This window comes from Flammeovirga sp. SJP92, assembly GCF_001583495.1.
Classification (GTDB): domain Bacteria; phylum Bacteroidota; class Bacteroidia; order Cytophagales; family Flammeovirgaceae; genus Flammeovirga.
Genome location: NZ_LQAQ01000093.1, coordinates 89,847 through 113,601 on the forward strand (window position 1 = coordinate 89,847; position 23,755 = coordinate 113,601).

Annotated in this window: 12 protein-coding genes; 8 read left to right on the top strand and 4 right to left on the bottom strand. The window is 37.9% G+C overall.

Going from position 1 to position 23,755, the window contains the following annotated elements; all coding sequences use genetic code 11:
- Nucleotides 1-3: 3 nt before the first annotated feature.
- Nucleotides 4-3,051 carry a TonB-dependent receptor gene (locus tag AVL50_RS21145; protein WP_063850827.1) on the bottom strand — a complete coding sequence of 1,016 codons (3,048 nt, stop codon included), beginning with the start codon at nt 3,049-3,051 and terminating at the stop codon, nt 4-6.
- A gap of 493 nt (nt 3,052-3,544) precedes the next feature.
- Here AVL50_RS21145 and AVL50_RS21150 point away from each other — a divergent pair, with 493 nt between their 5' ends.
- The 6 genes from AVL50_RS21150 (at nt 3,545) to AVL50_RS32630 (ending at nt 16,395) form a co-directional block, all read left to right on the top strand.
- Nucleotides 3,545-5,110, top strand: coding sequence for a hypothetical protein (locus AVL50_RS21150; RefSeq protein WP_062618478.1), 1,566 nt, complete (start codon nt 3,545-3,547; stop codon nt 5,108-5,110).
- A 271-nt stretch (nt 5,111-5,381) separates the two neighbouring features.
- Nucleotides 5,382-6,662: a glycoside hydrolase family 2 TIM barrel-domain containing protein gene (locus AVL50_RS21155; protein WP_063850828.1), complete on the top strand. Its 1,281-nt coding sequence runs from the start codon at nt 5,382-5,384 to the stop codon at nt 6,660-6,662.
- A 121-nt stretch (nt 6,663-6,783) separates the two neighbouring features.
- The gene (locus AVL50_RS21160; RefSeq protein ID WP_082795948.1) at nt 6,784-7,680 is read left to right on the top strand and encodes a sialate O-acetylesterase; all 897 of its coding nucleotides are present in this window, start codon (nt 6,784-6,786) and stop codon (nt 7,678-7,680) included.
- A gap of 256 nt (nt 7,681-7,936) precedes the next feature.
- Nucleotides 7,937-12,925: a sialate O-acetylesterase gene (locus tag AVL50_RS21165; RefSeq protein ID WP_082795949.1), complete on the top strand. Its 4,989-nt coding sequence runs from the start codon at nt 7,937-7,939 to the stop codon at nt 12,923-12,925.
- A gap of 370 nt (nt 12,926-13,295) precedes the next feature.
- Complete coding sequence (locus tag AVL50_RS21170) at nt 13,296-14,681, top strand: sialate O-acetylesterase (protein ID WP_082795950.1); 1,386 nt, start codon at nt 13,296-13,298, stop codon at nt 14,679-14,681.
- A 454-nt stretch (nt 14,682-15,135) separates the two neighbouring features.
- Nucleotides 15,136-16,395: an HNH endonuclease gene (locus AVL50_RS32630; protein WP_063850829.1), complete on the top strand. Its 1,260-nt coding sequence runs from the start codon at nt 15,136-15,138 to the stop codon at nt 16,393-16,395.
- Nucleotides 16,396-16,523: 128 nt separating this feature from the next.
- Here the strand turns inward: AVL50_RS32630 and AVL50_RS21180 are convergent, their stop codons facing one another.
- On the bottom strand, nt 16,524-17,882 hold the full coding sequence (locus AVL50_RS21180) for a family 43 glycosylhydrolase (protein WP_063850830.1): 1,359 nt from the start codon (nt 17,880-17,882) through the stop codon (nt 16,524-16,526).
- A 362-nt stretch (nt 17,883-18,244) separates the two neighbouring features.
- On the opposite strand from AVL50_RS21180, the gene AVL50_RS21185 reads away from it, so the two are divergent.
- Nucleotides 18,245-18,703, top strand: a complete 459-nt coding sequence (locus AVL50_RS21185) for a DinB family protein (protein ID WP_062618484.1) — start codon at nt 18,245-18,247, stop codon at nt 18,701-18,703.
- Between the two features lie 283 nt (nt 18,704-18,986).
- On the opposite strand, the gene AVL50_RS21190 is transcribed toward AVL50_RS21185, so the two are convergent.
- A complete protein-coding gene (locus AVL50_RS21190) occupies nt 18,987-19,292 on the bottom strand; it encodes a hypothetical protein (protein ID WP_062618485.1) in 306 nt (101 codons plus the stop codon).
- Between the two features lie 322 nt (nt 19,293-19,614).
- On the opposite strand from AVL50_RS21190, the gene AVL50_RS21195 reads away from it, so the two are divergent.
- Entirely contained in the window at nt 19,615-22,947 is a 3,333-nt protein-coding gene (locus AVL50_RS21195) for a fibronectin type III domain-containing protein (RefSeq protein WP_082795951.1), read from the top strand.
- A 182-nt stretch (nt 22,948-23,129) separates the two neighbouring features.
- On the opposite strand, the gene AVL50_RS21200 is transcribed toward AVL50_RS21195, so the two are convergent.
- On the bottom strand, nt 23,130-23,678 hold the full coding sequence (locus AVL50_RS21200; RefSeq protein ID WP_062618487.1) for a transposase: 549 nt from the start codon (nt 23,676-23,678) through the stop codon (nt 23,130-23,132).
- Nucleotides 23,679-23,755 lie beyond the last annotated feature (77 nt).

Sequence of the window (23,755 nt, forward strand, 5' to 3'; positions counted from 1 at the left end):
CTACTATTTAAATGATACGTTTAAACCTAATGAGTAAGTAGTTGGCATAGGGTAGTTGCCCCAGTGAATACCATCTCCGCCTACTTCTGGATCAAAACCGTATTGGAAATCGGAGAATACGATAGGGTTATCAATTGAAGTATACACTCTCAATTTATCCATCCATTTGATATTTTCACTGTTGATAGTATATCCTACGTTGATGTTTTGTACTCTTAGGAAAGAACCATCTTCAATCCAGAAATCTGAAGCTTCATAAGCTCTTGAACTGTTCAGGCTAGGATAATCATTGGTTGGGTTATCTGGTGTCCAACGTTGTAATGTTGCCGCACCGTCAAACTTTGTATTATTATAAACCTGATTTCCGTGAACACCTGTCAACAATACTGAAAAGTCCAGGTTCTTATATCTTAGTCTACTGTTGAAGCTGTAAATAAATGTTGGGTTAGGATCTCCAATCACAGTTCTGTCATTTGCATCCACAACACCATCACCATTTACATCCACATATTTGATTTCACCCGGACGTGCTCTTGATCCAGAAAGACCTGCTTCTAAACCTTCTTCATAAGTCTGAATGATACCATCCGTTTTATAACCATAGAATACACCTAGTGGCTGTCCTGGCATCAATACTGTGATCGGTGTTCTAAATTTCTCCACTGTACCACCGTACCATACAAAGTTGTCTGAGTTTCCAATATCTATCACTTCGTTTCTGTTGCGAGAGATCATCCCTCTAACGCTCCAGTCCCACTTTGTTCTTTCTATCAAAGCTAAATCTAAACTCAATTCAACACCGGTGTTTTTGATTTCACCGTCATTCACCCACATCATATCATACCCTGAACTTGGAGCAATCTGCTCTCTTCTTAAAAGGTCAGAAGTGTATTTATGATAAACTTCAGCTGTGATCATTACTTTAGATTGGAATAAACCTAAATCAATACCAATATTGGAAGTTGTTGTTGTTTCCCACTTTAAATCTTGGTTGGCCATACCTTCCCAAACTTTGTATATTCCATCTGCCGAATAAGAATATACAGCAGGACCAAAACCAGTAGCAAAAGTACCATCCGCAGCAGGATTTGGATAACGGCCTGTACCGTATCTTTCATTGATTCTGTATGCTGGTAAACCTTGGTTACCTGCTTGTCCCCATGAAGCTCTCAACTTTAACTGAGAAACCACATCTGAATTTTCAAGGAAAGCCTCATTTTGTACATTCCAACCTACGGCAACAGAAGGGAAGTAACCCCATTTTTCATTCTTACCGAATTTAGAAGAACCATCCGCTCTGATTGTACCCGTTACTAAGAAACGGTCATCATATACATAATTCAAACGTCCAATACCTGATAGTAATAGGTTTGATTCATAAGAATTAGTAATGTCTCTATTCTCCGCTGAGTTAAGGTCCTGATTTTCTAAATTATCATTGACAAAGCCTTTACCTGTCAAAACACTTGTTCTTACAGAATAACGTTGAGCACTCCAGCCTGCCATTGCATTGATACGGTGTTTTTCACCAAAACGTCTTGAGTAATTCAAATAAGTTTCAGACAGAAGATCAAGATCATTATAGTTTGAAATATTTCCGAACCCATTGAATTCTGCACCGCTCCAAGTCATTCCAATTGGCTCATAGTAATCAGTAATTCCATTTCCTGATTTAATATTCATGGTCGTCTTCAATTCTAAGTCTTCCATAATTTTTAAACTCAAGTACATATTGGAAATAAAGTCCTGTCCTTTATTATGATTCAACACCTCATTGGCCCATACCAAAGGATGGTAGAAATCTTGACCACTGATAAAGAAGTAAGAACCATTTTCGTTATAAGCAGGGAATACTGGAGATCTGTTAATACCACCTACAAAGTTTGAATTCTTCTTTGTGTTATTATAAATCACATTGAAGCCACCCATCAAGTTTCTAAAAATTTTCTGATCTAAAGAGAACCTGATATTATATCTTGTATAATCATCACTAAGACTGATACCTTCTTGATTTAAATATCCTAATGAGAAGTAGTATTTTGTATTTTCACTACCACCACTTGCCGAAAGATTGTGGTCTTGTGCTAAAGCATTTCTATAAATCATACCCGGCCAATCTGTTGAAGTACCCCAAGCACCACTAGCAATTTCTGATACAGATGGGTAATACGTACCTTGGTATGTTTCTCCAACATAGAAAGGTTGTAAACCTGCATTTACTCTTCCTTCATTTTCAATAATAGCATATTGTGCAGGATCGCTGATTGCGTTAAACTCGTTAGGAGGTGTTGACAGAGAAACTCTTGAACTAAAATCAATTTTCATTTGTCCACTAGTACCTTTTTTAGTCGTGATCATAATCACACCATTGGCACCTCTTGAACCGTAAATTGCTGCCGCTGAAGCATCTTTTAATACTTCAATTGATTTAATGTCACTTGGGTTAATTTGTTTTAAGTTACCTGCGTTGCCCATAGGGAAGCCGTCTACTACCAATAATGGACTACTGTCACCTTGGATAGAACTTACACCTCTTAACTTCACAGAAACATCACTACCTGGCTGTCCTGATGAGTTGGTGATTTGTAAACCAGCCGCTTGACCTTGAAGTAACTGTTCTACGTTTGCAGCAGGCCTTTGCGGAATATCATCCATTTGAACTTTATTCACAGCACCTGTCATATCGCTCTTTTTCATGGTACCATAACCCACTACCACTACTTCTTCTAATTGCTCTGCATCTTCATTTAAACTAACATTTACGATTGATTTTGAGCCAACGTAAACTTCTTCTGTGAAAAAGCCTATATATGAGAAGATCAAAGTTGTTTCATTATTTGGAACCGTCAATGTAAAGTTTCCATCAAAATCTGTCAACGTTCCTATTGATGTTCCTTTGATTAAAACATTGGCTCCAATCAGTGGCTCCTGTGCAGAAGTCACATTACCTTTTATCACCCTCTCCTGTGCAAAAAGTGTCAGCGAGGAGAATGTCAGAATGATAGACAGAACTACTTGTAGTTTTTGTCTTGAATAGAGTATGCCTTTCATTTCATTAGTAATAATTGTGTTTTATCAGCAGATGAATGAGTCCCTCATCTGAGATTGAAAAAAATTCTCGTTTCGTCGTCAATACAATAGCAATAATAGTCGACGATACACTTTTCAAAAAATCACATTCATAATAGTACAACTATTAGATAATAAAGTATCAGAATTTCATTTAACAATAAAAAAGTCCTTTAGAATCAAAAAATACTAAACAGGTAAAAAAAATACACGTAAACCACTCATTATAAATATCTTAATTATATAAAAAATTACAAACACATGTAAACACATTAAGATTTTCCATTTTCAAATTTACTAATCATAAATTATATATAATACATTTCTATTTATGTATTATACTTTTTTGAAGTAAATTATAACTTTTATGATAGGATAAAGATATTGCACAGGTGAAAGTTTTACAACACTATAGATATAACATTGTAAATCTTTTTGAAATGAAATTTTTTGATCGCAACGACTTATATTCTAAATGAAACTATTATCACAACTTATTTTTTCTGGACTGATCGCTAGTACTTTTTGGAGTTGTACTCCTACTGAACAACATCAATATTATGCTGAAATTGAAACTGACAATTTTATAAGTCAAAACTTCATAGGCAATGGAATCCAATGGGCCGCCTATCCTCACGCAGATGGTCCTGATGCTGAATGGGGCGATATCATCACTCCTGCCAAATGGGACACGCTGTACCAAAGACTGGATTACATGCAACCCCAAACCATGAGGGTACTTGACCAAGCCAATTGGAGATACTATAAAGGAAGAGATAAACAAGGAAATCCGATTTTTGATGTGGATAATCCTGAAATGAAAACTTTATATAAAGTACTCGACTATTGTCAATCTAGAAATGTGGATGTGGTATTTGGCGAATGGGGTACACCTTTCCATATGCACGATTTAGAAACCAAAAATGCTAAAATCAATAGACTAGAAAACGCGTATGATCCGCAGTGGATTGAGATGATTGGAAAGTACGTAGAACACCTTATTAAAGAGAAAGGATATACTTGCATCAAATATTATAATCACATCAATGAACCGAATGGTGACTGGGCTTCTACAAACGGAGATTACTCAGAATGGAAACAAGGTGTGATTGATTTACAGAAAGAATTTGAGAAAAGAGGGTTAGACCAATACTTAACCATCACGGGACCGGGAACTGTGCCTCAATACACAAAGAAAGGATTTGAATATACGGGTGAAGATTGGGTCACAAAAACGATCGCTGATATTGATACTATTATAGGTGCTTATGAAATCCATACTTATTTAGGAACTGAAAGCACAAGAAATGGTACAGCGGCAGCATCTATGCACATGCTTAAAGATATGCCTGAAGTAAAGAAAACAGGGAAGCGTTTCTTTGTGGGTGAGATTGGTGTGAAGGATGATTGGGGTACAAAACAGCAAGAGTTAAATGTGGAAGCGGCAAAGAAAGATGGCTATGCTTCTATTTATGATTCTCAAATGGCTGTATATACTTATCAGTACGGTGTTGATATGACAGATGCTGTCATTCAACTGATGAACGCCGGTGCTCAAGGTATGATCGCTTGGGATTTGGATGATGCTATGCATACTAAAGATGACCTTGGAAAGATCAATCAACTGAAACGTTGGGGATGCTGGAACATCCTTGGGAGTGAGCTGATTGACAGACCTGAAGATGAAAATATCCGTCCTTGGTATTACCCTTGGTCGTGGTTATGTAAGTTCTTCCCGAAAGGAATGGACATCTTAAACATGAACAGCAACCTGCCTGAAGGGGTACGTATGACAACGGGTAAATTGAGAGATAATTATACAATTATGATGGTCAATAACTCCGCTACTCCTCAAGAGGTATTTGTAAAGGCTCCTGTCAAAAAGTCTACTGTTTTAAAGCAATTGAAATACACTGACGAGCAATACAAACTGAATAAAGATATGGGTAGACCTGTATTGGAAGACATCAACTTTGATTTGAAAGAGGGTGGTCTAGTTCAGCTTCCTGCACATGCGGTGATTGTATTGAGTAGTCTATAAAAATACTGATATCAAAACATGTTTCAAGTGTTAAGCGAAAGCGTCACTTGGAACTGTCTATTGGCGAAGTCTCCCGACTTCGAACTAAAGGATATTAAAATGGTGAAATGTAAAGTGTTTTTTATGGTGGTTATTGAGCCACAAGGCATTGTGGCTCTACAGAGCAATACCTTTTCAATTTAAGCATTACTCTGATTGAAAGATTCACTGTAGAAACGAAATGCTTTACGTTTCACGAAACACAACACGATCCATTTAATTACTAAACTATATGAAGAAAATACTAACACTTTTATTGTCTTTTTTTGCGATGCAAATTCATGCTCAAGATGATTTTGTAAAAGTGAAAAATGGACAATTTGTGATCAATGAAAAAGCCTATCATTACATCGGCACCAACTTTTGGTACGGTATGAACTTAGGTGCTTTTGATAAGCCTCGTTTGATACGCGAATTGGACCGACTGGAAAAAATCGGTGTAAAGAACCTGCGTGTGATGGCGCTTTCTGAAGGTGATAAAGATACGCCTTGGTGCATGCAACCTACTGTGCAGTCTGCTCCCGGAGAGTTTAATGAGGAACTACTGAAAGGGCTTGATTTCTTATTGGTAGAAATGCAGAAAAGAGAGATGAAAGCTGTGGTTTGCTTGAACAACTTCTGGCCTTGGTCGGGTGGTTTTTCTCAATACATCAAATGGACGAAAGGGGGTAGTATTCCATTCCCTCCTCCTGCTGAAAATGGCGATTGGCATACGTATGGAAAGTATGCGAGTCATTTTTATGAAAACGCAGAAGCACAGCAACTCTTCCAAAATGCAATTAAAAAAGTGGTCAACAGAACCAATTCGATCACTCAAAAAGCCTACAAAAATGATCCTACAATCATGTCTTGGCAATTGGCCAATGAGCCTGAAAATATTTTAAAAGGAACACAATTGGTCACTTGGATCAATACTACGGCTAAGTTTATTAAGTCCTTGGACCAAAACCATATGGTGACAACAGGTTCTGAGGGGTATACGCCAAGCTCAAATTCTGGAACGGACTTCGAAAAGGATCACTTATCGGAAGATATTGATTATATGACGTTCCATATCTGGGTACAAAACTGGGGGTGGTTTGATCCTCATAATGTGGAAGGTACTTATGATAATGCAGTGGCAAAAGCAAAGCAATACATTCAGCAACATATCGCCATCGGCAACAAACTGAATAAGCCTATTGTATTGGAAGAGTTTGGTATTTCTAGAGATAAAGATGATCACAGCGATATCAGTACTGTGGACATCAGAAATCAATATTACGCGACCATTTTTAATGAATTAGTGACAGCGGTTCAGAAAGGAGATAACACTTTTGTGGGTTGTAATTTCTGGGCTTGGGGTGGTGAAGGTCGCCCTTCTGCTCCTCATTCTATTTGGAAAACGGGTGACGACCTTATCGGTGATCCTCCGCATGAGTATCAGGGTTGGTACTCGGTATACCAAACAGATAAGGCGACTTTGAAAATCATTAAGAGCTTTAATAAGAAACTGAAAAAGGTTGCTTTATAGAGCATGAAATTTTGGTTTTTGTGGTGGTCCGTGGGTGGTTCTGCGGGCGGTCACATAGGACCGCCCCTACGGCATACGGTGCCACATATTAAATAATAAACAATATCATCGTCAATACACAATGAACTTCTTCGACATTAAAACGGGCATTTTTCTTTTATTAAACTGTACAATCATGTTGATGGGAAACACGACACAGGGACAACACACGACGACATCTGACCCTAATTTCCATATCTACCTCTGCTTTGGACAGTCTAATATGGAAGGTTTTGCTCCTATTGAAGAAGAAGATCGACAGGTGAATCCCAGAGCCCTCGTTTTCCAAACGATGGACTGTGATAACCTGAAAAGAAAAAAAGGAGAATGGTACACAGCCGTACCTCCATTGGCCAACTGCTATTACAATGAAAAGGTGGGGTTATCACCGTCTAATAGTTTCGTCAATACTTTAGTGAAATCCCTCCCCGACAGTATTAAAGTGGGCATTATCAATGTGGCTGTTGCGGGCTGTGACATTCGTCTTTTTGACAAGGATCAATACCAACAGTATTTCGATACTTACGATCCTGACCATTGGTTTAGAAACAAAATTTCAGCGTATCAGAACCATCCTTATCAACACCTTGTGGACTTTGCTTTGAAAGCACAAAAACAAGGGGTGATTAAAGGAATAGTTCTCCATCAGGGAGAGACCAACAATGGCACTCCGGATCGCGAAAAATGGCCCGAATATGTTCAGAAGATTTACCTTGATTTAATCACTGACCTTGCGCTAAATAAGGAGACCCCGCTATTAGTCGGCGAATTAGTAGACGAACAGCAAGGTGGTGTGGAAGCAACAATGAATGTCGTCATACAAACTTTGCCTTCCAAATTAAAACAAGCTCATGTTATCTCTTCTGAAGGGTGCAAAGCGCAAGACGACAACGCTCATTTTACTAGTGAAGGAGTGCGGTTATTGGGACAACGCTATGCTGAAAAAATGCTTCATTTATTGGATGAGGAAAAAATATAGAAGGGCTCGTTTTTGTGGTCATTAGAAATCAGGAGATTTCTGTTGATCCATAGGCCACGAATGACGCTAGCGCTTAACATTCGTGCCAGGCTCCTTACTTACTAGCGCAAGAGTTAAGCGTCAGCGTCTCTTGTGCTTTTAAGATCTTTAGAAGTCTCTGACTTCTTTTAGTAAAGCTCTATTCTCTCTTCATCATTACTCGCACTCTCAAATCTATTGTTACAACGATTGCCAATGCAATCCAACCAAATTTGAAATGAAAAACAATTATACTTCTATTCTTCTCCTATTATGCACTTTCCTGCTCAATAGTTTTGCTATGGCAGAAGAGGCTCCCCGCGTTTTAATTACTGACTTTGAAACAACGGATTACTTGCTTTCTCAATCTGGTGGAACGGCCGAACTAGTCGCTAACCCGCTCAAAGACGACATCAACAATTCCGACAATGTCATCAAATTTACCAATGAAAGTGCTTCCGAATGGTGGGGCCGTTTACTGGTATTGGAAGTGGAAAATCATATTGTAGCCGATGGTTTCGAAAATTTTGAGTTTATGGTGAAAGCACCCGCTCAAGGTACCATTTCCATCAAGCTAGAAAACAGCAACGGTGATCCTCAACCGAGTATCTACCAAGAAGCTCAAGTTTCAGAAGGTTGGCAAACGATCAAAGCCTCATTTGATTTAACGGACGTACCCTCTACTGCCAAATACAATAAAATTGTCATCTTCTTCAACATCAATGACCTTAACGGTGGAGATGTATGGTACATTGATAATTTAGCGACTTACGGCACAGTAGAAAATGTTCCTTTCCCCAAACCTGTCGTTCGTAACGAAGTCACCAATTTCGAAACGGAAGATTTTAAATTTACAGCTTCTGGCGCCTCTGCATCCATCATTGACAACCCTTTAAAAAACGAGCAAAATAACTCGGAGAAAGTACTGTCTTTTACCAACTCTGCAACTGATGGTAATTGGTGGGATAGAATGCTAATCATTGAAGTAGAAAACAGAATTGTAATTGACGGTTTTGAACATATTGAATTCAATGTCAATGCACCTGCCACTGGCTCTGTTTTTATTAAACTTGAGAAAGAAGACGATGGTACTACTGGAGATAAGCAACCGGAAACTTACCAAGAGATTCAAGTACAAGAAGGATGGCAAACGATTAAAACCGCATTGGACTTAAATAATGTTCCTGAAGGGGCAGTCTACAGTAAAATTGTGATGAGTTTTAATATCAATGACCTTACCGCTGAAAATACTTGGTTGGTAGACAACTTTGCAGTGTATGGTGATATTCAAAACGTACCTTTCCCCAAGCCTGTCGTTCGTAATGAAGTCACTAATTTCGAAACGGAAGATTTTAAATTTACAGCTTCTGGCGCCACTGCATCCATCATTGATAACCCTTTAAAAAACGATCAAAATAACTCGGAGAAAGTACTATCTTTTACTAACTCTGCAACTGATGGTAATTGGTGGGATAGAATGCTGATCCTTGAAGTGGAAAACAGAATTGTAATTGACGGGTTTGAACATATTGAATTCAACGTCAATGCTCCTGCCACTGGATCTGTTTTTATTAAACTTGAGAAAGAAGACGATGGGACTACCGGAGATAAGCAACCAGAAACTTACCAAGAGATTCAAGTACAAGAAGGATGGCAAACGATTAAAACCGAATTGGACCTGAATAATGTTCCTGAAGGGGCAGTCTACAGTAAAATTGTGATGAGTTTTAATATCAACGATCTTACTGCTGAAAATACTTGGTTGGTAGACAACTTTGCGGTGTATGGTGATATTCAAAACGTACCTTTCCCCAAACCTATTGTTCGTAGCGAAGTCACTAATTTTGAAACGGAAGATTTTAAATTTACAGCTTCAGGTGCCACTGCTTCTATCATCGATAACCCTTTAAAAAACGAGCAAAATAATTCAGAGAAAGTACTGTCTTTTACCAACTCTGCTACTGATGGTAATTGGTGGGATAGAATGCTGATCATTGAAGTGGAAAACAGAATTGTAATTGACGGTTTTGAACATATTGAATTCAACGTCAATGCTCCTGCCACTGGATCTGTTTTTATTAAACTTGAAAAAGAAGATGATGGGACTACCGGAGATAAGCAACCGGAAACTTACCAAGAGATTCAAGTACAAGAAGGATGGCAAACGATTAAAACCGCATTGGACCTGAATAATGTTCCTGAGGGGGCAGTTTACAGTAAAATTGTGATGAGTTTTAATATCAATGACCTTACTGCTGAAAATACTTGGTTAGTAGACAACTTTGCAGTGTATGGTGATATTCAAAACGTACCTTTCCCTGTAATTGTGGAGCGAAATAAGGTGACGGATTTTGAAGGAGAAGACTTTAAATTTAATGCTTCCGGCGCCACTGCATCCATCATTGATAACCCTTTAAAAAACGAGCAAAATAACTCGGAGAAAGTACTCTCTTTTACCAACTCTGCAACTGATGGTAATTGGTGGGATAGAATGCTAATCATTGAAGTAGAAAACAGAATTGTAATTGACGGGTTTGAACATATTGAATTCAACGTCAATGCTCCTGCCACTGGATCTGTTTTTATTAAACTTGAAAAAGAAGACGATGGTACAACTGGAGATAAGCAACCGGAAACTTACCAAGAGATTCAAGTACAAGAAGGATGGCAAACGATTAAAACCGCATTGGACTTAAATAATGTCCCTGAAGGTGCTGTCTATAGTAAAATTGTGATGAGTTTTAATATCAACGATCTTACTGCTGAAAACACTTGGCTGGTAGACAACTTTGCCGTGTATGGTGATATTCAAAACGTACCTTTCCCTGTGATTGTGGAGCGTAATAAGGTGACAGATTTTGAAGGAGAAGATGTAAAAGTTTCCGCTTCTGGCGCTGTAGCTTCTATTGTAGATAATCCATTAAAAAATGAGCAAAATGGATCCGATAAAGTTATTTCAATTACCAATGCACCTACAGATGGTGAGTGGTGGAATAGAATGTTGATTCTTGAAGTAGAAAATCAAATTGTGATTGATGGTCTTGAGCATATTGAATTTATGATCCATGCTCCTGTAACAGGCAATGTGTTCTTAAAATTGGAAAAAGAAGACGATGCTACCACAGGTGATACTCAACCGGAAACCTACCAAGAGATTCAAGTACAGGAAGGATGGCAAACCATCAAGGTCCCATTGAATGTCAATAATGTTCCGACTGATGCAGTTTACAACAAAATTGTGATGAGTTTTAATATTAACGACCTCACAAGCGACAAAACTTGGCTGATCGACAACTTTGGGGTTTATGGTGATGTACAAAATGTACCTTTCCCTGAACCGGAGCCAGAACCTGAAGTAGTCAAAGCACCCCAAAACCTTTACTTTACGAACATCACTGCCGATGGATTTACGCTTCACTGGACCAACGATCCTTTAGCGACTGAAGGCACCAACGTATTTTTAGAAGAAGCAGGTACAAAGGAGAATATTTACATCACAACACTGTCTGCAGAAAACACAAGTTATAGATATGAAAATGGTAAAGACGGTGTAACCCTAAAAGGCAATACAGTTTATATTCCTAGAATCCAATCCCTGCCAGACCCAGAGCATCAAGCCTACGCTAATGGTGTAATCAACCTTGAAAACCCTGCCGGAGCGGACATCGAATTTGATGAAAAGTTCCATATTTTCTTAGCCTTCGGACAATCCAACATGGAAGGTTCGGCCCCTATTGACCCAAGCTTAGATTACCAAACTGACAGCCGTTTGAAAGTCTTCCAATCTATTGATTGCGACAACCTCAACCGTCAGAAGGAAATGTGGTACGACCTTTTCGCTCCTTCTTGCCAATGTTACACGCAGTATTCTGTAGTAGATGGTTTTGGTGCAGGTATGTTAGATGAACTTCCAGAAGGACACACAGTGGGTATCATCAATGTGGCAATTGGTGGCACAGACATCCGTATTTTCGACAAAGACCAATACCAAAACTTTTTGAACACAAACCCTGAAGAATGGTTTAAGGAAAAAGTAGCCGGCTATGGCAACAACCCTTACCAACATTTGGTCAACTTAGCGAAACTAGCACAGAAGAGCGGTACAATTGAAGGCATTTTATTGCATCAAGGTGAAGCCAACGCAGGCAATGCAGAATGGCCTAACTATGTCACAAAAATCTACAATGACTTAATCACAGACATTGGGTTGAATGCAGAAGAAGTGCCTCTACTTTCTGGACAGCTATCAACGGTGACTTATACAGAGATGAACCAAATCATCGCCACACTTCCAAACTACATCGACAATGCTCATATCATTTCTTCTGAAGGTGTATCTGTATCGGAAGATAATGTACACTTCGACAGAGCCGGAGCAGAAACATTGGGTAGAAGATATGCTACAAAAATGTTAGAACTGATCACTTTTGAAAATGAGGGTGATGGCAACGAAGGAGACGGGAATGAAGGTGACGGAAACGAAGGTGATGGGAACGAAGGTGATGGAAATGAAGGTGATGGAAACGAAGGTGATGGAAACGAAGGTGACGGAAATGAAGGTGATGGCAACGAAGGTGACGGAAACGAAGGTGACGGAAATGAAGGTGATGGCAACGAAGGTGACGGAAATGAAGGTGATGGCAACGAAGGAGACGGGAATGAAGGCGATGGTAACGAAGGTGACGGAAATGAAGGTGACGGAAACGAAGGCGATGGTAACGAAGGTGACGGAAATGAAGGTGACGGAAATGAAGGTGATGGTAACGAAGGTGACGGAAATGAAGGTGATGGTAACGAAGGTGACGGAAATGAAGGTGACGGAAACGAAGGCGATGGTAACGAAGGTGACGGAAACGAAGGCGATGGTAATGAAGGTGATGGTAACGAAGGTGACGGAAATGAAGGCGATGGTAACGAAGGTGACGGAAACGAAGGAGAAATACCTACAAGTGTTGACGTAGAGCAAGCTCACTTCTCTTTAGATCAAAACTACCCTAACCCTGTTGTAGACATCACAAACATTAGCTTCACATTAAAGCAAGCCTCATTTGTTTCTATCAAAGTATATCATCAATCTGGTACGCTTGTAAAAGAATTGGCTGGACGTCGCTTTAAAAGTGGAAAAAATGCCATTATATTTAATGCAGAAGGTCTTACTGCCGGCGTATATATTTATGTTATGGAAGTAGATCGTAAAGTGATTTCGAAGCGAATGATCGTGAAATAATATTCTCCCTTATCCACCCATAATTGAAATTATGGGTCTATGGGACATCAACTGAACCACAATCAGGGATGCTAATATTTCGTGCACCACGACTAAAGTCATGGGCAGGTGATACAGACTCCAATAACACTGAAGTGTTATTTACGTAATCAACCCTCAAGATTTTAATCTTGATGAGGTTGCTGTATCACCTGCCCATAGTTTTAACTATGGTGCACGAAACACGAATGACACTATCGTTTAACTTTCGCGCCATTGAGGCGGTTCCCCCCCTAGCGCAAATGTTAAGCGACAGCGTCATTTGTGCTTTAAGGATCATAAGAAGTCTCCGACTTCTAAAAAACAACAAACATTAAATCAAACTACTCCAATGAAAAAGTACCTACTCCTTATCCTCCTCCAACTCACATTACAAGGCGCCTACGCCCTAGAACTCCCCTCCTTTTTTTCCGATGGAATGATCTTACAACAATCCGATTCTGTCAATATCTTCGGATGGGAAAAGCCTAATACCAACATACAACTCACCAGCAGTTGGGGAGCACAAGTACAAACCAAATCCAACAAAGAAGGATTTTGGACCCTAAAACTACCCACACCAAAAGGCAGTTTTGATCCCCAACAAATTACGCTAGAAGGAAAAAATAAGATCACACTCAAAGATATTTTAATTGGTGAAGTTTGGTTGGCTTCAGGACAATCCAATATGGAATGGACTGCTTCTGCCGGACTGAAAAACGACAGTACAGAAATCAAAAATGCCCATCAGCCTTTTGTTCGCATTTTTAAAGCAGAAAGAAATGACTCTGACCAAAAAGACACAAAAGTAAAAGGCGAATGGCTCACGATGACGCCTAAAACCATGCCTTACGTCAGCACGGTTTCCTATTACTTTGCCACAAAACTAAAAGATACTTTAATGGTACCCGTCGGCGTTATCACCACTTCTTGGGGAGGGACACCCATAGAAACATGGATTCCGAAAGGCGCCTTACAACAAGAGCAAGACCTTTGGGCTTCCTCACAAAAACACAAACCCAACCCTTGGGGCCCCGTCCAACAAGGACTTTTATACAATGGAATGGTCGCTCCGTTTAAAGATTTCACCATCAGCGGTCTGCTTTGGTACCAAGGCGAAGCCAATGTAGAATATCCTGAACTGTACGCCGAAAAATTACAACTCCTTGCCCAAACCTGGAGGAAACAATTTGACCGTCACCTCCCATTGTATTTTGTACAGATTGCACCCTACAAATACGCCTCTCATATCAACGCCGGTCAACTGCGTAACGAACAAAGAAGAGCTTCAGAAATCATCGACAATGCCAAAATGCTCGTCATCTCCGACCTTGCCAACCTTGACGACATCCACCCCACCAACAAAAAGCCCGTCGGCCAACGTCTTGCCAATATCGCTCTAAAAGACACTTACGGATTGATCACCAAAGAAGTATTCTCACCCACCGTTGACCGCATTTTCACGGATTACAACGGGCACATTCATATCACTTTCAAACACGGCAAAGGCCTTCATTTCACCTCTTCAGATATCCAACATTTTGAAGTCGGCAACGCCAATACTTCCCAATTTGCTACAGCCGTTCGTATCGAAAATGATCAAATCATTCTGGTCTCACCTATCGAAAATCCGGAATGGGTTAGGTTTGCATATTCGAGTACGGCTATGCCTGGGATTGTGAATGAAGGGGAGATTGTGGTGAGTTGTTTTGGGGAGGTTTTAATAACATCATATTAAGATTTAAGGCTATTGCAACACCCATGTTTCAAGTGTTAAGCGATAGCGTCACTTGGAACTGCTCATTGGCGAAGTCTCCCGACTTCGAAAAACATCACATTTTCATTCATTTCGAAGTCGGGAGACTTCGCCAATGTATCATCACAAGTGTCGCCTATCAGCTTAACACTTGCGATATATAAAATGAAAAATTTTCAAAAAACAATTTTAAAATAACTTTCTAGTTTGATCTAAATCCCTAAGGATTAGTTAATGTAAATTAATAACATTGTTTAATGTTATTATTAAATTCATATTAAAATCTAATTTTTAAAAGAGCAAACATAATATCTTCTCTTTATAAAAAGAGAATAATACTATATATGATTGTGTAGAAATTTCACACATAAAATATTTAGTATACTGTATTTAATTAATACTAATGATAAAAATAGCTTTTAACTAATTGAAATATATGGAGAGAGTTACATTAACAAAAAAAACTAGATTTGAAGTCTTTAAAAGAGATAAATTCCAATGTCAATATTGTGGTAAATCTGCACCTGATGTAGTTTTAAATGTAGACCATATTGACCCTGTTTCAAAAGGAGGTACTAACGATATTATAAATTTAATAACAAGTTGTTTTGATTGTAATCAAGGTAAAAAAGCTCGTTTGTTATCTGATGACACTATAGTTCAAAAGCAAAGGAAGCAATTAGTACTTTTAGAAGAAAGGAGGGAACAATTAACTTTAATGTTTGAATGGAAAAAATCTCTCAATGAATTCGATTCTGAAAAAGTACAAATGCTTACTGATTACTTCAATACTTTTATTCAACCTCATTCTCTCAATGAAATAGCTTTTAAAAGCCTTGAAAAATTAACAAGAAAATTTACTATTGAGGATATTATAGAAGCAATTGACATTGCAATTAACAAATACATTCAAGAAAATGACGAAGGTGAAATCACATCTGAAAGCGTGCAAAACGCCTTTAATAAAATAGGAGGTATTTGTGTATTAAAAAATAGAGGAGAAGTTGAAATAAAACTTGCCTATATCAGAGGAATTGGTGAAAATAGGTTTAACTATTTCGACAAAAGAAGAGCTTCTATTCTTTTGAATAATTATGTTAAGGCATTAATGAATAAGGGGTGGTCGGAAGGAGAAATCATTAAAGATTTGGAAGAAGAATTGATACCAAAAACCATTGAATGTAAAAATTGGACTCAATGGAAACAACTATTAGAAGGTTGGATAAATTCAGTAGAACAATGGGAAAATAAGGATACAAGCAGAGTTAATGAAGAAAAGAGCTCTCCTTCTTTAGATGAAATAAAAGAAATAGCTGATTTAATTATTAATAATATTGATGGTCGAATTTTCTTACTAATGTATTTTGGGAAGCTATTTAAAGATTTTGATGGTATAAAACTAAAAAATACTTTGCTTAAAGAGTGTAAACAATTATTAGAAGGAGATTGGAATTTTGATGAAGAGGGTGGTTTTGAAATTTTTCTAGATAGTTGTTTAAGCATTAGTTTATATGACTTCAATAAAAATAATATCAACAAAATAAGCTTATATGATGTCCTTAAACATGAAATACTAGATAATATTGATAAGGTATTCAGAAGCATTACTCATTTCCCTGAAAATTTTAATGAAAAAGATATTCATGTAATCAAAGGACTTCTGATTGAAAAAATTGATTACTTATTAAAGTTATAAAAACAACCCACACTCAATCCCTCTTGAATGTGGGTACTTTAAAATACAATCTATATCAATAGAAGTCAGAGACTTTTGATGTCTTTTCAAGCACAAATAACACTGTCGTTTAACACTTATACTAGGGGTTACTTTTTAGAAAACAACACCCAATCCAATTCCATCTCAGCATCTGATTCGAAAACGCATACAAGGTTGAGGGTGCCTTTAGGTTTGTGGTCCAATTTGGCTTTGACGGTTTGCCATTTATCAGTAGTGGTATCTACAAATGCTTTGGCGATTAAGGGACCATTTTTGGAGTTTTCTCTGATCTCTATCCATCCTTTTTGACCTGTATGTTTCAGCTTTAATTTTACGAACTTTGGTTTGATGTCAAAGTGGACCGAATTGTATTGTACCCAGCTGTCTTTTTTGGCTTTGGTAATTTTCCATTCGGGAATTCCTGCTTGATGCACAAAACCAATTTCAGCATTATGGATATGAGAATAACGATCTATTTGTATGGTGTCCGAAGCGGAAGTAAGCCCTACCCCTCTCAATGTAGGAATGACTTTTCGGATGGAACCGTCTGCCTCAAAAAATAAACTGTCTACAGCCACCGATCTTAGGTTTCCAACTTTTGAGATGTCGTTGTGGTGGTAAAACATATACCATTGTTTTTTGTACTCTACAATAGAATGATGGTTCGTCCAGCAATCCTCAAAACGGTCCATGATTGTTCCTTTATATTCAAAAGGCCCTAACGGGTGTTTTCCTATGGCATAACCAATCTCTTCCGTACTGTTTTTTGTGTCCTTATTGTGTGGGAACGTCAGGTAATACAGTCCATTTCTTTTGAATACAAACGGACCTTCTTTGTACTCTTGCGGAAGGTTTTCAATCGACATCGTTTCTCCTTCTATGGCTTTCATATCAGCGGTGAGTTTCACCACTTTTAGAGAATTTCCTTTTCCTCCTCCCCAATACATATACGCTTGTCCATCATCATCAATAAACGGATTGGGATCGATACCTTTCAACCCTTCAATATAATTGGGTTCAATGGTAAAAGGACCTTCCGGTTGTGTGGCTGTTGCAAGCCCAATCTGACGGAAACCACTTTTATCTGCGGGTGTATTGGGGAAGTAATAATAGTACTTTCCTTCTTTACTTGTAATACAAGGTGCCCACATGCCGTACCCTACTTTGTTGCCCCAAGGCACGTCTTTTTGGGCGACAATCACCCCATGATCCGTGTAGTTGACCAAGTCGGTAGTAGAAAAAGCGTGGTAGTCCGTCATCACATGACCATGTCCTTCTTTGACGGCTCCTAGTTTCTCCCATTCCGGATTCCAAGGCACATCATGCGAAGGATAAATATACAGTTTGCCGTTGTACACCCTTGCTGTAGGGTCAGCGGTGTAGATGTTGGTAATAATTGGGTTTTGCGCCAATAGTTGCATTGAAATACTAAAGAAGAGCAATAGCATTAATCCATATTTTTTCATACTTGTGGTGTTGTTTGTTTTTATTCACTTCATAGGTAAATATCAATGAATTACGATGGGTTCAGTAGTAAATTTATCCTTGAAATTAGGGTGCATTTTTAGTGAGAAAATTATTTTGGTTTTCATGGGTGAGATATTGAATAGTGGTTTTAGAAATCAGGAGATTTCTGTTGATCTGTAAGGCACGAATGACGCTGACGCTTAACATTCGCGCCAGTGGATCATAAAAATCATGTAGAATGATCGATTGTAAGTTTACAATGCATCAACTTATTCAATAAATCTTTCTCTTTTTTAATTTCAATTTGCTAACTATGAGGTATTAAATTATCTCATCTATTACCATTTTAAATGAAAGAACTATGGAACAAGCTATTTTAAAGAACTTAAGAACAAACCACCACATCCTCTCTAAGTTTATTGATGGATATTCTCTGGAACAATTAAACAAAATTCCGGAAGGGTTCAGAAACAATATCATCTGGAATATTGGTCACATTATCGTGGCTCAACAAGGGCTGATTTACCGTTCTTCTGACCTGCCTATTCATGTAACGAAAGACATGGTCGATAAATACACGAATGGAACTGTCCCTGATGGCAATGCCACACAAGATGAGGTAGACGAAATCAAAGGTTTACTTTTTAGTACTTTGGACCAACTTGAAAAAGACTTGGAGGAAGGAATTTTTGAGCATTACAATGAAAGACAAACCAAAACGGGATTTACAATTTCTAACCTTGAAGATGCTTTGGTGTTTTGTAGTTTCCATGAGGGAATACATTTGGGAATGATTCTTTCCATCAGGAAATTCCTTTAATATCAACACCTGTCATCTACGTGATGGCAGGTGTTTTTTAATTTACCTAGAACCAATATTCACATCTCATCGATAACAAAAAAGTGAATAAAAATTCATTTAATTTAACCAATATGAGATTTTTTTTATTCTTTTGTGGGGGTAAATTCATTAATCGTTCCACTAATCCTCACAAAACTATGCTATTCGCTCACTCCCAATTAATTTCACCGCCAGGTTATTTCACTATTAAGATCTTTTGTAACTCTTCAATGCATTGTAAACTATATTTTCATCATTTACATTATTTAGAAATCAGGAGATTTCTGATGATCTGAAGGACACGAATGACGCTAACGCTTAACATTCGCGCCAGTAAGCTTTCTACTCTATTCATTGGGTAGTGCTCCCCCAGCCTTGAAGGGAAAAGCGTGAAGAATTTCATGGATTGAGCCGTTAAAAATGATTTTCTTGTTTGAGCTTTAGCGAGTTTAAAATCATTTAGGCGAGAGGAATGGAATTTAGCTTTTGCATTCAAAGCCTTGACTTTTTTGCTTCGTTTTTGTGTTAAGACAAAAATGAAGAAGAAGGTAGTTTGAAAGTAGATCATAAAAAGCTTGTAGAAATGTCGATAGAAAGTTGACGACAATTTAGTTTACAGCGTATTCAATGCCAGCTAAGTACTAACATTTTTTGGACAGGTAGATCACGCTGGCCAACCTTCCTGTCACCTTTATTTTATGAATGAAAAATAAATACCAATCTATGATCTAGAGCAGGCTAAACACTGTCTTCAATGTACTTTAAATAATTTAGTTCTTATTCACTAGAACAATTTAAAATGAACCGGGGATCTAAAACAGCTATAAACTTCCCCAAAAATTAAATGTAAGTCTTAAATAAACTTCTTTCTTTCATCAAAACCATAACTAATGAAAAATCTATCTAAGATTGTTACACTGCTCATGTGGTGCAATCTGTTTTTGCTATGTCCAACGCTAAAAGGAGCAACTGTCAGCGAAATTAAAAAAGTCCAACTTACGGCAGAAGAACAAAAACTTTATCAATTAATCAATGAATACCGCAACGAAAATGGTTTGCCGGATATTCCATTGTCCAAATCTCTCACTTATGTAGCCCAAAGGCACGTTTGGGACCTGGAAACCAACTTTGAATTTGGAGGAAGCTGTAATATGCACTCCTGGTCTGACAAAGGTGAAGATTGGTCAGGCTGTTGTTACATCGAACCTCAGTGTATGTGGGACAAGCCTTCAGAAATGACGCCTTACCCTGGCTATGGCTATGAAATTTCTTTTGGTGGAAGTGGTAATTACAAAGCCACTGCCGAAGGAGCTTTGCAAGCTTGGAAAGGAAGTTCGGGACACAACACGGTGATCGTGAACCAAGGGTCTTGGAAAAATATAAAATGGAATTCTGTAGGGATTGGTATTTACGAAAGCTTTGCCGTGGTTTGGTTTGGAGCGGAAGTAGATCCAGTGCAAGACGACACTAAAATTTTACCAGAAAAACCTACCGCATTAAGTGCTTCTAATATCTTTTTTGATGCATTTGATTTATCATGGGCCAATAGTAAAGATGCCGATTCTTATGAAATTCAACGTATGGAAAGTACAAACTGGATTGATGCCGGCACTGCTGTACTACCTACTTTCTCTTTTAATAACCTAGATAGTGGCAGTGTTCAGGAAGTTAGAGTTAGAGCTGTCAATGCAGACGGCACAAGCGACTGGTCCAATTCATTATTCGTTGATTTACTTCAAATTGAAGACTCTATTCCTAACATTCCTACCAATTTAATGGCCTCTGGAATTGATACTACTTCATTTACTTTTCAATGGAAATCAGTCGTAAATGCGGAATCCTATATTATCCAAATTTTAAAAAGCGGTATTTGGACAGACTTAGGTAGTACAGCCAATAATAGTTATAAAGTGGAAAACCTACTTGCAGGAAGTAATCAAAAAGTAAGAGTAAAGGCCGTAAATAGTTTTGGTACAAGTGAATGGTCTTCTTCATTGTCAGTTGACTTACTTCAAATTAAAGACTTCATACCTGCTGTTCCCACAGACTTAATAGCCACTGAAGTTGACACTACTTCATTTACTTTTAAATGGAATGCAATAGTAAATGCAGACTTTTATACTATCCAAGTTCTTGATTCTGGAATATGGGTTGATCTTGATAGTAGTGTCATCAATAATTACAAAGTGGAGAATCGCACTCCTGGAAGCAAGCAAACGGTAAGAGTAAAAGCAGTGAATAACTTCGGGTCGAGTGACTGGTCGGATTCTCTCTCTGTGGATTTATTAAAAATTGAAAATTTCCCTCCTGCTGTTCCTACAGACTTAATAGCTACTGAAATTGATACTACTTCATTTACTTTTCAATGGAAAGCAGTCGTAAATGCGGACTCCTATATTATCCAAATTCTTGATTTAGGAATATGGATTGATCTTGATAGCACGGTCAACAATAATTACAAAATAGTAAGTTATATTCCAGGAGGTAAGGAAACGGTAAGAGTGAAAGCGGTGAATAAATTCGGGTCGAGTGACTGGTCGGATTCTCTTGCTGTCAATTTACTAAAAGTTGAAAATTTCCCTCCTGCTGTTCCTACAGACTTAATAGCCACTGAAGTTGACACTACTTCATTTACTTTTGAATGGAAAGCAGTCGTAAATGCAGAATCCTATACTATCCAAATTCTTGATTCTGGGGTATGGTTTGATCTTGATAGCACTGCCTTTAATAAATTTACAGTGGAAAATCGTGTTCCTGGAAGCAAGCAAACGGTAAGAGTAAAAGCGGTGAATAAATTCGGGTCAAGTGACTGGTCGGATTCTCTTTCTGTCGATTTACAACAAACGGTACAACTTCCAGATACTCCAACTGATTTAGTGGCAGTCAATATTACTGAAACTGCTTTTGAACTTCAATGGACGAAAGCAAAACTAGCTACCGCTTACCAAATTGATCGATTTGTGGATAGTCTTTGGATCCTTGAAGGATATAGTTCATCCAATACTTATTTACTAGCAAATTTAGATTCAGGAAGTACACAATCCGTTAGAGTAAAGTCCATCAATAATGACGGCGAAAGTGATTGGTCAACACCTCTAGTGGTACAATTAAAAGAGACGGTCATTAATTTGCCGGATACTCCAACAAATTTAAAAGCCAACAATATTACTTCCTCTTCATTTGATATCACTTGGTCATTGGTGGACAGTGCCCAATATGAAATTCAAATTTTAAAAGACAGCACTTGGGTTTTACAAGGTTCAACCGCTAGCAATTCTTACCTTCTCACAAATATGAAAGCAGGAAGCGTTCAACAAGTGAGAGTGCGTGCTGTAAACAATGATGGTACAAGTGAATGGTCGAGTATTTTGGTAGTTCCGCTTTTAGATGAAGTCGTTTCAATCCCTAATACACCTTCAAACCTAACTGCGACCACGGTAACAAACAACTCCATGACTATTGTTTGGAATGTTGTAGACAATGCTACAATGTATGATCTTCAAATTTGGAGAAACAGCACATGGCAACTTATTTCAAGCAGTGCCGATACTTCTGTTGTCATCAATGATTTGGTAAGTGGAAGTACGCAGTACGTAAGAGTACGTGCCACTAACAAAACAGGTTCTAGTAGTTACAGTGATTATATTTCTGTAAAATTAGAACAGTCTGGATCTATCCCTTCAGTTCCACGAAACTTAAAAGCTTACAATGTAAATTCTACTTATTTTGGTATTTATTGGTCAACTGTTGACAATGCAGAATACTACGACATCCAAAGGTGGAATGGCCGTAATTGGGTATTAGATGGCAGTACAAACAGCTACTATTATTATGTAGAAGACATGCCTTACAGAAGCACTCAATATGTGAGAATTAGAAGTAGAAACAGGTTCGGAGCAAGTGAATACACCCAATATATCACAGTCAGTTTAGGCAGATCAAACGGCAGAACATCACAGCATTTTGAGGAACCAGTAGAATCCCTTACTGAAATCAGCGTGTATCCTAACCCTGCCCCTCATACAATTAGAATAAAGAACCTTCAAGTGGAAGAAGTAGTTAAAGTACAACTTATTTCTTCTTCAGGTATTGTTCAGCAAACCATAGAGAACCTTGGGCCATTAGATGCAATTGATGTTTCAAGATACAACAAAGGTATTTATATCTTAAAAGTATATTATAAAGACAATTCAACAAGCTTCGTGAGGTTTGTGAAACAATAAAAAAGGAAGAGGTGCTGTTTTGAAAACAGTGCCTCTTTTTTGATGTAAATTAATTTTGACCCTTATTCACTTTCAGATTTTCAGCTAGATGTTTGGTAGTGAACAATGGCGCGAATGTTAAGCGGCAGCGTCATTCGTGTCCTGTAGATCATCAGAAATCGCCTGATTTCTAAAAACCATATTTATATAAAATCAATTTCGAGAACAGTGTATTTCTTTCCACTGTAGTGACGGGCACTGCTGTACATATATTCTTCTGGTTCATTTACTACACCACTTCGAACTGGATTATTGTGTATATAATTCATCTTCTGATCCAATAGTTTTGGACTGCTTAATTGAATTGGAAAATTATAGTGTTGCCAAAATTGGAAGTTTTGCTTTGCAGGATTGGCTGAAGATTTAAATAGCCATAACATCCATTTTTTCCTGCTTTCTTTTGGATTTTGCTCAATCGCTTTTCTAATATTTTGTGATGTATACTTTTTAAAATCTCTTAGGACAAACTCTAATTTCTCGCCCCCCTCTTTGGTGGAAATAATTAGGTGAAGATGATTGGTCATTATGACATATGAATGTATCTGTAACCCTTTATTTTTTTGACAAAATGTTAAGCTATCTATTATGATATCAATGTATTCTTTTCTTGTGAAGACATCCACCCATTCAGTAACAGTAAGCGTTACAAAATAACATTTCGTCTGATCGTTAAACTTATATTTTCTGCTCATATTTTAGTTAGTTTATGAATCGTTGTAATCTGTATTACGATGATACTAAAATATGAAATCAATGCAAAGTATATATT